Here is a 13,613-nt window from a genome sequence, read left to right as displayed (position 1 = left end):
CCTTGATCCCCGCCCTGTCATGGGCGGCAATGGTAATACCAATTACGCTTAATAGCCTATAATAACCGCAAAACAGGTTGACAAAGAAGAATAACACCTGTATAGGTAATACCAATATGGTGTCATGTACGGGACGGGATTGCGTCATGCCGGGCATCGCATTGGAATCGCGGCCAGGCAGGCTCCCGAAAGGAGGATATCGATGCCACCATCGCCAGGTTCGGCAATAGGCACGAATCGGATCGCGCGGCTAAAGGATGCGGTGCAAACGTATAGCCGGGGCATCTGCACGGAGCGCGCCCTGCTGTGGACGCAGTATTTCAGGCGCCGCAAGAACCGCCGCAAGCCCATGCCCGTACAGATGGCCGAGGCCCTGCGCCATGTGCTTTTGAACAAGAGCGTGGTCATCCACCCGGACGAACTGATCGTCGGAAATTATACCTCGCAGCGGGTGGGCGGGATCATCTACCCCGAATCGCATGGGCTGGTGGTCATGCTGGACCTCTTGAAATTCCCTAAGCGCGCGGCGAACCCTTTACGCATCTCCCGTAGCGAGCAGCTCAAGCTCGCCCTGATCATGCCCTTCTGGGTGAACCGCTTCATCATCGCCAAGGCCTTTCCCAATCCGCTACGCCGTATCCGCTATTCCCTGGAGCAATTGGTGGCGCGCGAGTACTTCATCAATGAGGTGGGCGGCCTGGCGCACCTGGTTCCGGACCATGCCAAGCTCATCGCGCGTGGCACGGATGCCATCAAGGCCGAGGTGGAAGGATTGCGTCAGCAGAACCAGGACCCGGCCAAAGATGCCTTCTACCTGGCCACATTGACCAGCCTGGAGGCCCTGGCCCTTTTCGGCGAGCGATACGCCCAGCAGGCCCAGGCCCTGGCCGATCAGGAGCGCGATCCCCAGCGCCGCGCCGAGCTTGAGGTGGTCGCCCGCGTCTGCCGCCGGGTCCCGCGCCAGGGTGCCACGACCTTCCATGAGGCCCTGCAGAGTATCTTCTTCCTGCATATCGCCATGTTCCAGGAGAGCATTGGCGAGACCCTCTGCCTGGGCCGCCTCGATCAGCTCCTCTATCCCTACTACCGGCGCGACCTGGACCACGGGCGCATCACGCCCGATGAGGCGCGGGAATTGCTGGCCGCCTTTAGCATCAAGCTCTGCGAGACTATCCCGGTCTTTTCGGATACTCTGAACCGGGTCTTCGACGGCATGCCCAGCTGGCAGGTCGTCACCATCGGCGGCCAGCACCCTGACGGAGGTGACGCCACCAATGACCTGAGCTACATGCTGATCGACATCGCCGACGAACTGCGCATGCGCCAGCCCAATTTCCATGCCCGGTTGCATGCCGGGTCTCCCCCGGAGTTCAAGCAGCGCATCTATGAGGTTCTCTCCCGCGGCAGCAATTCACCCGCGCTCTTTAACGACGAGGTGATCGTGCCCGCCATGACCGCGGTGGGCTATGACCTGGCCGACGCGCGCGATTACGTGGCCATCGGCTGCGTGGAGCCCACCGCGCCGGGTAAGACGCTGGGGTCCACGGACGCGGCCATGCTCAATGTCCCGCTGGCCATGGAACTGGCCTTGAACCAGGGCAGGCGTTTTGGTGGGCTCCGGCGCATCGGTGCCAGAACCGCGCCGGTGGAAGAGCTGACCACGATGGAGGCCGTGAAGGCGGCCTTCGTCACCCAGATGGAATACCTGGCGGACCGGATGATCCGCGACCTTCAGTGCATCGAGCGCGCGCACGCGCGCTTTCACCCCACCCCGCTCACGAGCGCCTTCATAGAGGGCTGCCTGGAAAAGGGCCGCTGCTCCACGCAGGGAGGCGCCTGCTACAACTCCTCGGGTCTGCAGGCCGTGGGGGTTACCACGGCCGGCGATGGCCTGGCCGCCATCGAGCACCTGGTCTTCCAGGAGGGCGTGCTCACGCTTGCCAAACTGCGGCAGCTCCTTGCTTCGCGCAGACCCGATCCGTACTGGGTGGCACGCATGCGCTCAGCACCCAAGTTCGGCAACGACGACGCCCAGGCGGATGCCTGGACCGCGTTCGTCGTGCGCGAGTATACGCGCATCCTCAAGGCCTCGGGCCTGAACACACGTGGCGGTCCCTATCTGCCGGGTATCTATTCCAATACCGCGCATATGTATTTCGGGGGTCTGACCGGGGCCTTGCCCTGCGGACGCCCGGCCGGCGCGCCGTTCCCCTCGGGCATGGCCCCGCAGAACGGCATGGATAAAAAAGGCCCCACGGCCTTGATCAACTCCATGAACAAGATCGATTACACACCGATCGCCAATGGCATCAATTTCAATCTGAAGCTCGACGCCCAGGCCCTCAAGGGCGCCAAAGGGTCTATCGTGCTGGATACGCTCCTGGGCGTCTATTTCCAGCGTGGCGGCATGCAGGCCCAGCTCAATGTCATGGACGCCGCCCTGCTCAAAAAAGCCAAGGCCCACCCGGATCAGTACCCCTATCTCCTAGTGCGGGTCTCGGGCTATGCGGCCTATTTCAACGATCTATCGTCCGACCTGCAGGACGAGGTGATCGCGCGCACCTGCAATGCCGTGTAATCCAGCGGCTATGAATGATCATCTGAGGAGGTTGCTATGGATGAACTGACGCGCAAACTGGTGGATACGCTCCTGAACCTGGGGGCCGATCTGGTGGGCATCGCGCCGGTGGAGCGCTTTGCTAACGCCCCGGAAGGCCATAAACCCACCGACTTCATGCCGGAATGCCGCTCGGTCATCTCGATCGGCCTGCACATCCACCAGGGCGCGGCCGATGTGTGGGGCAACTTTGACGAGCGTTCCAAGACCAACACGCCCTACCTCTTCTACGGCTATGGGCTTACCAACCTGGAGAGCTCGCGCATCGTCAACCGCGTGGCCAAGCTCCTCGAATATAAAGGTTATAAGAGCCTGTGTTTCCTGCCCACCTGGCTGACCAGCATGACCAAGTACATGGATGAAACCCTGGTCGAGGGCAAGATGCGGGCCGAGTTCTCGCACCGCCATGCCGCCGTGGCGGCCGGTATCGCCGAGTTCGGCTGGAACGGCCTGGCCCTGAGCCCTGAATTCGGCGCCATGCAGCGCTTCAATTCCATCCTGACCTCGGCCGCGCTCGAACCCACGCCCCTGTATGAGGGCCCGCGCCTGTGCCGCAAGGAGGCCTGCGGCCCGCTGTGCGTCAAGACCTGCCCCACCCAGGCTATCGCCGCCGAGGCCAAGCAGACCGTGGAGATCGGCGGGCGCATGTTCGAGTACGCTGAGCACGATAATATCCGCTGCACCTACGCCATCCACGGCATGGTCAAGGGCGCGGGCGGCCGCAGTACCGTGGCCATCCCGGAGGGTCCGGGCTCACTCATCAACTTCTACGCCGCCAAATCCGACCCCGAGATGCACTACTACGAAAAGGCCATGCTGGAGAACTGCTTCGGCCTGATCTGCGGAGACTTCTGCGGCCGCTGCCTGCACAAATGCCCGGCCAAGAGGCTCGCGCAAAAGGACCTGGAGCACTATGATTTCAGCGCCCGCCTGAGCGTCATGAACAACCTCTGAGGGGATACCCATGGCTGAGCCCGAGGATAAAATCACAGGAGGTTGATATGAAGAGTCGTATCGAGATCATACAGGACTTCCACTTGCCGGTGGAAAGGCTCTTTGCCTATCTGGCCGAGCATGAAAATATGGCGAACATCTTCAAGCCGGCTCGCATCACCCGTGTGCGTGGCGGCGATACCGAGCGCAATGGCGTCGGTTCCGTGCGTAGCCTGCGCGTTCTCATGGCGCCGCCTTTTGAAGAAACGGTCACGGCCTATCGGGTGAACGAATGCATCGAATACCGCATCACCAAGGGCAGCCCGCTCAAGAACCACCAGGGGGTCATGCGGTTCTCGGCCCTACCGGATGGCAGCCGCCTGCACTACACGATCGAATTCGAGGGCAAGTTGCCGCTCATCGCCACGGTGGTCAAGATTGGTCTGGAACGCAGCATCCGCGCGGGGCTCAAAGAGATCGGCTGATATGGCGGCACGCGAGCAAGGGGAATCTCACCCACGAAATATATTTCCTTGATAATGGAGGCTACATGAAATCGTATAATATCCTTACAATCGCCGGTATCCTTGCGGCCGCGGCCTGGTTTACCCTGTGTGACAAGTTCTTCCATATCAATAACGACATCCTGGTCTATTACTGGGGCCCGCTGGATGTCATTTTCAAGGGCCAGTCGGTATGGACCTTCCCCATTTTTGCCTGCGCCACCACCGGCTTTTTCCTGATCACGTTACCCTTTGCCAAGTCCTGGCCGGCTGTCCCGAATCTGCCCGGCATGACCGTCAACGTAATCATCTGCACCCTGGCCTACTTCGGCTCAGGGCTTTTTGGCAACACGCATCCGCTGATCTACTGCGGGGTCGTGCTGGCGCTCTGGGTCATCCGCATCCCCTTCGTGCGCGCACACCGCGCCACGGCCATCCAGGCTGGTCTGCTCATGGGGTTATTCGGCTGCTTCTGGGAAGGGGCGACCTCCCAGCTGGGCTACTTCGCTTACCGTTATACGGATATCTTCAATGTCCCCTTGTGGCTCTTTGCCTGCTATCTGCACGCCGGGTTCCTGATGCTGGACCTGCAGGGTCTACGGGAATTCGTCAAAAAAGGCGGGACGCTGGCGAGCATTTTCCAATTGCATCGCCCCTGAGGTAATGTTCGGGGGGCTTGATATACGAAAGGGGAGGAGTGAACCATGCGGGCTGAGACTCATATCCGGAATCTGATCATCTTGCTGGCCGTTTCCATTACGCTCGAAGTGACGCTTATGGCCGGTATTCACCACGTTCCTGACGATCTCTATCATGGAATTCATCTGGTGTTGATGGCCGCGGTGGTCGGTTCGCAGCTTTTCTTGTTCTTTCGGGGTGAGCAAGGGAGTGCAGCCCGCCGCTATGCCTTATGGCTGGGCCTGGGCGCCTTGTCCACCGGCATCGGCGATTATGTCAATTCCGCCCTCAGCCGGGTGGAGCCGGTGTCCCTGAAATTGACCTGGGCGATGTTGTTATTCGGCATAGGGTATGTCATCTACAGCTATACCTTATGGCATCATTGCCGTAGTATCCGCACGCCGGGGACCCGGTTCGATCGCCTGCGCTACCTGATTGCCCTGCCGATACTGGCCCTGAACGTCGGGTGCTGGGTTATGTCGGTCCAGCAGAACGTCGCGCCGCAGGCGCTGCTCTGCTACGGGTCGTTTGTGTTCAATGCCACCATCTATGTCATACTGCCGACCTTGGCGCTCTGGAATTTCTTTTATTCCGGGCAAGGCCTGCTCAGCCTGGGGGTCTTGATCGGCGCCATACTGCTGCCGTATTCCGACCTGATCCTCTTCGCCACCTGGCTTACCGGCGATCCGCCCGTGCCCGCATTTCATCTCTACGCCTACAACTGGATCCTTTATTTCAGCGGTCAGGCCCTCTTCGCCCTTTTCCCGGCCCAGGTCATGCGGGAAGCGTCTAGCGATGCGGCCGGGCAGGGGGCCAGGGAGATAAACAGGGGCGCACCGCTTTGACCCAAGCATTAACCACGTCACCTAGAAAAGAACTGGAGGTTATATATGGACAAGCTAATCAGAATTGATATGGGGGCCGTCGGCGGGCCGAAGATAACCGAACACCCGCTGGGCGATTACGCCGGTCTGGGCGGAAGGGCCATGACTTCATCGGTGATCTCGCGGGAGGTGCCGCCGCTGTGCCACCCGCTCGGTGCCGAGAACAAACTCGTGATCGCGCCGGGGATGCTCTCCGGGTCGATCGCAGTGATCTCCGGCCGGCTCTCCATCGGATGCAAGAGCCCCCTGACGGGCGGCATCAAGGAGGCCAACTCGGGCGGGCAAGCGGCCATTGCGCTTTCGCGCCTCGGTTATGCCGCGCTCATCCTGGAGGGCAAGCCGTCCACGGATGAGAGCTATGTTATCCATGTCAGCAAAGCCGGCATCACCATCAAACCGGATAACAGTTTGAAGGGGCTGCCGAACTATGATCTCGTCGAAAAGATGAAGGCCGCCTACGGCGAGAAGATCGCCTGCATTTCTATTGGACCGGCCGGGGAAATGAAGCTCGCCGCGGCCTCCATCGCCATCACGGACATGGAGACTCGTCCCAGCCGGCATGCCGGGCGCGGCGGCGTGGGCGCGGTCATGGGCGCCAAGGGTGTGAAGGCCATCGTCATCGATATGAAGGACTTAAGCACCCGTCAGCCCAAGGACCCGGAAAAATTCAAGCAAGCCAACAAGGTCTTCGCGGCCGGGCTCAAGGCCCATCCCGTTACCGGGCAGTCCCTGCCCGCGTACGGCACCAATGTCTTGACCAACATCCTGTGCGAGGCGGGGGGATACCCGACCAGAAACTTCAAGACCGGCGTCTTCGAAGACGCGGCCAAGATCAGCGGTGAGACCTTCGCCGAGATCGAGATCCAGAGGGGGGGCATTGCCACGCAGGGGTGCCATACCGGTTGCGTGATCCAGTGCTCGGGTACCTATGTCGATAAAAACGGCAAGTTCATATCGAAGCAGCCGGAGTACGAAACCGTCTGGTCCCATGGCGGCAACTGCGGCATCAGCGACCCGGATGTCATCGCCGAACTCGATTTTCTCGATGATAACTTCGGGCTCGACACCATTGAGATGGGTGCGACCATCGGCGTGGCCATGGAGGCCGGGATCATCCCGTTCGGAGACGCGGCCGGCGCCGTGAGGCTGGTCAAAGAGGTCGGCGCGGGAACACCGCTGGGCCGGATCCTGGGCAGTGGCGCCGAGGTGGCCGGCAAGGCCTTGGGCGTTGAGCGGGTACCGGTCGTCAAGGGTCAGGCCATGCCGGCCTATGATCCCCGCGCCGTGCAGGGCATCGGGGTCACCTACGCCACGAGCCCGATGGGGGCCGACCATACGGCGGGATACGCGATCGCCACCAACATCCTCAAGGTGGGCGGGTTCGTCGATCCGCTCGGTACACAAGGGCAGATCGAGCTCTCGCGCAATCTTCAGATCGCAACTGCGGCCATCGACGCCACCGGCATGTGCCTCTTTATCGCCTTTGCCATCCTCGATCAGCCGGAAACCTTCCAGGCCCTGATCGACCTGCTGAATGCCTTTTACGGCACGGCGCTTACCGCGGATGATGTGACCGCGCTGGGCAAACGGATCCTTTCCATGGAAAGGGAGTTCAACGCCAAGGCCGGTTTCACTGCCCAGCATGACAGGCTGCCGCGTTATTTCAAGCATGAAAGGCTGGCCCCGCACAATGTGGTCTTCGAGGTCAAGGACGAGGATCTTGATAAGGTGATGAACTGGTAAACGGGAAGGGGGGGGTTCCCCCCCTTTTTCCTCAACGAAATGATATGTACGTTTATCGCGATAGCCGCATGCATGGACACCTGGGGTGCGCACTTCCTAAGCATGAGCAGGGATTATGCCGCCGATCAAGGTAACGGTTAAACTCTTCGCCTCGCTGCAGGCTGGACGGTTCAAGATACAGGACCTGGTCTTCGAGGCCGGGACCACGGTCGCGGAGCTCATCGCGTCCTTGGACATCCCGGAAAAAGAGGTGTCGCTGATCATGATCAACGGCCGGCACAAGGAATTGGATCATAGGCTTGCCGAGGCCGAGACCTGCGCCCTTTTCCCGCCCGTGGGCGGCGGATGAATGCCATAGGTAAAACCATATCCGGGTTGTCCAGGGGCGGCCTGATCGCCGAGGAAGATCTGCGCGCCGTGGCCGGGCGGCATGCCGTGAGCCTGCGCGAGGCCCACCGGGCGGCGCTGGAACTCGGCATCATGCCCCGGCGCTATGCCCGCAACATGGCCGCGCTTTCCACTGCGGACCAGCTCCGGCTCCACGATGCGGCGGTCGCCGTAATCGGATGCGGCGGACTGGGCGGTTATATCGTGGAGGAACTGGCGCGCCTCGGGGTGGGCACGATCAAGATAATCGACCCGGACAGCTTCAGCGAGGACAACCTCAACCGGCAGCTCTACGCCACCCGTCATAGCCTGGGACGGTCCAAGGCGGCATGCGCCGCCCAGCGGGTACGTCAGATCAACCCTGCCATCAGGGTTACGGCGGTCAAGGCGGCCCTGGGAAGGGACAATGGGGTCAAGCTGTTGGAAAGGACCCAGGTCGCGGTTGACGCCCTGGACAACATCTCCGGCCGGCTTGAACTCGCGCAGGCCTGCCGGATACACGGCATCCCCCTGGTCCACGGCAGTGTCGGCGGCTGGTATGGCCAGGTCCTCACCGAATACCCGGGCGACGGAACCTTGGAGAAACTCTATGCCCACTGCCACAACGATAGGGGGGTGGAGCAAGAAATCGGGAATCTCGCCTGTGCCGTGGCCGTTATAGCCGGTCTGCAAGTAGCCGAGGCTGGCAAGATCGTGTTGGGTAGGCCGGCTTCATTGCGGAGCAAGGTGCTGTTCATCGATCTTTTAGAGATGGAATTTACCGAGATAGCCTTCTGACCATGAAAAGTTTTTGTGGGGGGGCTGGGGGACACTTTTTTCCACAATTCGGCAGGATAGCCGAATTGGACAAACTTTACGTGTGCCCTTTAGGGCGAAGGCCAGGGATAGCCTGAGTCAAAAAGTGTCCCCTATGTTCTTCTTTCTGCATCGGACTCTGACCGGAGTCAGGTTGATCCTTTGACTTTCCATTGTCCCCATGGGGCCGCACGATCAATCCCGGAGGCGGCGCGATGCGTCCGTGCCGCGGCCCGAGCAACGCCGTTGACAGGCCTGAGTAAGACTGCTATCCCCAAAGGACACGGCCCGTGCGGGGCTGCAAGGCCCTGATTTCTCTAGCACGATGGGTATGCAAACGGGTGATGTCTTTATCGCGCGCTGTGTGTTGCGGGTTGGATCATAGATTCTCCATGCGGGGGTGGCGGCAATGGCTCGGCAGAGATACGCGGTCTTTTCCGAAGGTGTAATCGGTCGGCTGAAGCTCAAGAACCGTCTCGTGCGAGCGGCCACGTATGAGGCGGCCATGACCAAGGACGGCCGCATCACCCAGAAGATGCTCGACCTGTATCAGGCCCTGACCCAGGGCGGGGTAGGGACGATCATCACCGGGCAGATGGCCGTGGCCCTGGCCGGCAAGGGCATGCCCAAACAGGCCTGTGTCTATGATGACCGTTTCATCCCGGAAATCAGCCAGATCGCCGCTACGGTGCACCAGTCTGGTGATGGTTGCAAGGTCATTGCCCAGCTCAACCATGCCGGCCGGCAGGTGACACATGAGAATACCTGGGCGGAAGCGGTCGCGCCCTCCGTGGTGGCCAGCCCGGTCACCCGCAAGCAGGCCCGTCGCTTGAGCGTGGAAGAGATACGATCCATCGTGGAGGCCTTTGCGCAGGCCATCGTCCGGGTGCAGCAGGCCGGCTTCGACGGGGTTCAGCTGCATGCCGGGCATGGCTGGCTCTTGAGCAGCTTTCTCTCGCCCTACACCAACCGCCGCGACGATGAGTACGGCGGAACAGCCGCCAACCGGGTGCGTATCATCGCCGAGATCGTGGCCCAGGCCCGCGCCTTGGTGGGCGATTTCCCCATCCTGATCAAGATCAACTGCGAAGACCATGTAGTGGGCGGGACCAACCGGGAGAGCTTCCCGGAAATGGCCAGCCTTATCGCGGCCACGGGCGTGGATGCCATCGAAGTCAGCGGCGGCATGTGGGACTGCCTGGTGCGTCCCGAGCGCGAACTCGGATTCGTGTCCGTGCCCATACCGGAGGCCCGCACCAATATCGTCAAGCCCGAGAAGCAGTCCTACTTTCTGAAATATGTCGAGGACCTGAATCTGAACATCCCAGTCATCCTGGTGGGCGGCAACCGCAATATCGAGCGGCTGGAGCAGATCGTCAGTGGCGGCGCGGCGGCCTTTATCGCGCTGGCCCGGCCGCTGGTCAATGAACCCGACCTGCCGCGGCGCTGGCTGGAGGGCAGCGGCTCTTCCAATGCCCGCTGCATCTCCTGCAATGCCTGCCTGCTCAGCATCAAATACGGATCATTGCATTGCATCTTGAACCAGAGCAAGCCCTTGCAGAAGATCGTCCATACCGCCGCGCCCCTGACCTGGCAGCTGTTCCTGCGCTAGAGACAGAAAGGAATAATGGGCTTAGCACTTCTAAAAACATTGCGTGGGGCCGCAGGAACAAGATGCTTGACCTTCGCGCCCGATATGGGTACTAGCATAATTCGACAGCCATCGAATCAAAAGGCGTACTCCAATACGGCAGGCAGGCTATGGATATCAAAAATCTGGCTAAGATCATGAAAGCGCTTTCGCACCCCAACCGGCTGGAACTCTATCTCGAGATCAAGAAAAAGCACGAGATCCAATACGAGGCCGGCCAAGAGGGGTGCCTGATTTCGGACATCATCGGCTGCATGAGTATCGGCGCGCCGACCATATCCCACCATCTCAAGGAACTGGCCAATGCCGATCTCATCGTCACCGAACGCAAGGGCAAATTCCTGGTAGCCAAGATCAACCAGCAGACCCTGGCCTCGGTGTCGGCCGTGCTTTCGCTTTCCGGCGGCACGGAATAGGGTTTCAGCGGGGCGGAACGCAAGGCGCTGCAATTTACAAGTTGACAGTTCGATAATTATCGAAATATAATAGTAAGCATACCAACACCCATCCAGGAGGAATACATGTTTTCCAAACCCGTAACCGACCTTATCAGACAGCGCTGGTCCATACGGACCTACAACGGAGCCCCGCTCGGCGCCGACCTTGAGCAGCGTTTGCAAGCCTTTCTGGCCGCCAACACCACGGGGCCATTCGGCACCCAGGTGCGCTTTTCCCTCATTACCGCCACAGACCAGGACCGTGAAGCCGTCAACAACCTTTCCACGTATGGATTCATCCGCAACCCGGCCGGGTTTATGGTCGGGGCCGTGGAGCGCGGCCCGTATGCGCTGGAAGACTACGGTTATCTCATGCAGAAAAATGTCCTGATGGCCACGGATTTGGGCCTGGGGACATGCTGGCTGGGCGGCACGTTCAGTCAAAGCGGGTTCGCCCGGCACATTACGCTCCGCGACAATGAAATGATCGCCGCCATTTCGCCGGTCGGACATCAGGGCGACATGCGCACATTCGACAGTATTGCCCGCTGGAGTGTCGGGGCGGCCAAGCGCAAACCCTGGGAAGAGCTCTTCTTTGCCGACCGTGGCCCCTTATCGCGAACGGAAGCCGGGGAATATGCCGAGGCCCTGGAAATGGTGCGCCTGGCTCCCTCGGCCGCCAATAAGCAGCCCTGGCGCATCCTCAAGCAAGGCCATACCTTTCATTTCTTTATGAAGAGAAATTCTACCTTTTTGATTCGCATGCCGAACAAGGCGGATATGCAGCGCGTGGACATGGGCATCGCCATGTGCCATTTCGATCTCACGGTGCCGTCCAGAGAAACCGGGGCCTGGCATGTCGACCAGATCCGCGGCAGCCACCCGCTGGGGGAGTATAGGTTCAGCTGGCTCGGATAAACCCGCATGGCCCTTGGCTCGCCGCGCTATGGGAGCACGCCGGACGGCCACGCAGGTTATGGACGGGACGTTGCTGAAAATGAACATAGTGCCTGGAAAGTAAATAATTCACCAACGTCCCCCTGGTAACCCTAGTATCTCTGCCTGCCAGGGAACCATCATCGCTCGGTGCTTCCCTGTGTGAAGCGATGGTATTTCGCCCGGCATAGGCTTACAGATCATTGATCGCATCGATGAGCGCCCTGAGCCGGCCGAAATCGCGGCGGTTGTAATCCACCACCAGGCGCGGCAGATGGACGAGGTCCGCATCATCCCGTTCGGCCTCCAGCGCCCCGGATGGGGCGATGCCGCCACCGGGCGTGAGGATGTCCTGGAATTGATCCGTGAGCCCGGCGATCTCGTCGGCGTTCAGCTCTGCAGTAAGCCGGATGACGAGTTGGCTCCGTACAAACCGGAGGCTGTGATAGCGGTGGTAGAAATGCTGGATCTTGGCCACGGCTTCATCCACGGAACAGACCCGTTCGAAGAGCGCTAAGTCGGTGGGGCTGATATAGCCGTGACCCAGGAGCTCTTGCTCGAAGAGCGCGATGATATGGGACCAATAGGAGCATGCAGGATCTTCCACGAGCACCAAGGGCATGGGGTTGCGTTTCCCGGTTTGCAGCAAGGTGAGCGTCTCCATGGCCTCGTCCAGCGTGCCGAACCCGCCCGGAAAGAGCGCCACTGCGTCGGCCTCCTTGAGGAAGGCCACCTTGCGGTTGAAGAAATACTTGTACGTGATGGAGCGCGGATTGCCCTCGATCACGGCATTCGGCCTTTCCTCGAAGGGCAGGCGGATGTTCACGCCGAAGGAGTGTCCGGGTCCGGCGCCTTCGTTGGCGGCCCGCATGATACCGTCGCCCCCGCCGGTGATGACCATGTAGCCGTTCTCGGCGAGCATCTTCCCGAAGCGCACGGCCATCTGGTAGAGCGGATCGCCCGGCTGGGTGCGTGCCGAGCCGAAGACCGTGACCTTGCGCACGTGCTGGTAGGGGCCGAAGACCTTGGAGGTAAAGCGCATCTCCTTGAGCGTGGTGTTCATGAGCTTGAGATCCGCGCTGCGGTCGTCTTCCTGTCCGGCTTTGAGCGCGGCGATGATCATTTCGCGGACGTACTGGGGCCGCCGGATCTCTCCGGCCGTCTCCATCAAATGCCGGATGATCTCGTCGATCAGGCCGTTATCTTTGTCGAAATACATCTTCATGGCTTCACTCCGTTTTATCATCGGTGGCCTATCCAGGAAGCGTATGCCTATGAAAATAGCAACTTCCGTGGCCATAAGTCAATACCGCGTAGTCATACGGGAACGATACGATATTTCCTCCTTTCATGCTTGACGGCTTTGATATAGGGTGTCCCTATAACCAAGAAAACCTGGCCGTGCCGACGGCGAACTATCAGATGCCGGCCGGATATACGACAACAGAGGAGGAGAACAAATGAAAAGGTCAGTACTGGTTTTCGGTATATTCATGGTAGGCATGCAGCTCATGGTGAGCGGGACGCTCTTTGCCGCCAGCGACCCCAATGACACGGCCGGGAGCAAGGACCCGAGCCTTTTTAACCGCATGCCGGGTTTCCACATCTCCCGCTATGAGGAAAAGGAGTTCGCCCGCTATGAAATGCCGGTCACGGCCACCAAGACCCAGGCGGTGGAGGGGCGCTATGTCTGGATCGTCTACGATATCAACGATGGCGCCAAGCAGCCCAGCGCCTTGCAGATCGTGCGCAACTATACCAACGCGGCCGCGGCCATCGGCGGCAAGAAGATCGTGGAGTACGAGGACGGCGGCAGTCAGTACGTCACCCTGAAGATCGTCAGCGACGACGCCGAGGTCTGGGCGCATGTGGAGGGCAAATCCAACGGCCAGTACAACCTCCATGTCGTGGAGAAGGCGCGCATGCGCCAGGACGTGGTGGCCGACGCCAATAGCTTGGCCAACAGCATCAGGGCCACCGGCAAGGTCGCGGTGTACGGCATCTACTTCGATACCGCCAAGTGGGACATCAAGCCCCAGTCCGATCCGT

13 protein-coding genes are annotated in these 13,613 nt (G+C 60.3%); 12 read left to right on the top strand and 1 reads right to left on the bottom strand.

From position 1 onward, the window contains the following. Positions 1-202: 202 nt before the first annotated feature. From PLH32_17580 to PLH32_17530, 11 genes are all read left to right on the top strand, one after another. Positions 203-2,578, top strand: a complete 2,376-nt coding sequence (locus PLH32_17580) for a pyruvate formate lyase family protein (GenBank protein ID HQJ66420.1) — start codon at positions 203-205, stop codon at positions 2,576-2,578. Positions 2,579-2,614: 36 nt separating this feature from the next. Then, positions 2,615-3,571: a hypothetical protein gene (locus PLH32_17575; GenBank protein HQJ66419.1), complete on the top strand. Its 957-nt coding sequence runs from the start codon at positions 2,615-2,617 to the stop codon at positions 3,569-3,571. A 47-nt stretch (positions 3,572-3,618) separates the two neighbouring features. Continuing rightward, positions 3,619-4,035, top strand: coding sequence for an SRPBCC family protein (locus PLH32_17570; protein ID HQJ66418.1), 417 nt, complete (start codon positions 3,619-3,621; stop codon positions 4,033-4,035). A gap of 65 nt (positions 4,036-4,100) precedes the next feature. Then, entirely contained in the window at positions 4,101-4,712 is a 612-nt protein-coding gene (locus PLH32_17565; protein HQJ66417.1) for a hypothetical protein, read from the top strand. 45 nt (positions 4,713-4,757) lie between these two features. Next, positions 4,758-5,576, top strand: coding sequence for a hypothetical protein (locus tag PLH32_17560; GenBank protein ID HQJ66416.1), 819 nt, complete (start codon positions 4,758-4,760; stop codon positions 5,574-5,576). A 45-nt stretch (positions 5,577-5,621) separates the two neighbouring features. Then, complete coding sequence (locus PLH32_17555; protein HQJ66415.1) at positions 5,622-7,358, top strand: aldehyde ferredoxin oxidoreductase C-terminal domain-containing protein; 1,737 nt, start codon at positions 5,622-5,624, stop codon at positions 7,356-7,358. 115 nt (positions 7,359-7,473) lie between these two features. Continuing rightward, entirely contained in the window at positions 7,474-7,707 is a 234-nt protein-coding gene (locus tag PLH32_17550; protein ID HQJ66414.1) for a MoaD/ThiS family protein, read from the top strand. Beyond that, positions 7,704-8,522 carry a HesA/MoeB/ThiF family protein gene (locus tag PLH32_17545; protein HQJ66413.1) on the top strand — a complete coding sequence of 273 codons (819 nt, stop codon included), beginning with the start codon at positions 7,704-7,706 and terminating at the stop codon, positions 8,520-8,522. Before PLH32_17550 ends, PLH32_17545 begins: the two co-directional genes overlap by 4 nt. Positions 8,523-8,949: 427 nt before the next feature. Then, positions 8,950-10,152 carry an NADH:flavin oxidoreductase gene (locus tag PLH32_17540; GenBank protein ID HQJ66412.1) on the top strand — a complete coding sequence of 401 codons (1,203 nt, stop codon included), beginning with the start codon at positions 8,950-8,952 and terminating at the stop codon, positions 10,150-10,152. 149 nt (positions 10,153-10,301) lie between these two features. Beyond that, entirely contained in the window at positions 10,302-10,607 is a 306-nt protein-coding gene (locus PLH32_17535) for a helix-turn-helix domain-containing protein (GenBank protein HQJ66411.1), read from the top strand. Positions 10,608-10,712: 105 nt separating this feature from the next. Beyond that, a complete protein-coding gene (locus tag PLH32_17530) occupies positions 10,713-11,546 on the top strand; it encodes a nitroreductase family protein (protein HQJ66410.1) in 834 nt (277 codons plus the stop codon). Between the two features lie 211 nt (positions 11,547-11,757). On the opposite strand, the gene PLH32_17525 is transcribed toward PLH32_17530, so the two are convergent. Next, positions 11,758-12,789 (bottom strand): TIGR00730 family Rossman fold protein, encoded by a 1,032-nt coding sequence (locus PLH32_17525; GenBank protein HQJ66409.1) that lies wholly within the window; start codon positions 12,787-12,789, stop codon positions 11,758-11,760. A gap of 235 nt (positions 12,790-13,024) precedes the next feature. Between PLH32_17525 and PLH32_17520 the strand changes: the two genes are divergently transcribed. Further along, a partial coding sequence (locus PLH32_17520; GenBank protein ID HQJ66408.1) for a hypothetical protein occupies positions 13,025-13,613 on the top strand: 589 nt, incomplete at its 3' end.

The organism is bacterium (assembly GCA_035419245.1).
In the GTDB taxonomy this organism is placed as follows: Bacteria; Zhuqueibacterota; Zhuqueibacteria; order Residuimicrobiales; family Residuimicrobiaceae; genus JAKPUX01.
This window is presented reverse-complemented; position numbering and strand designations above follow the sequence as displayed.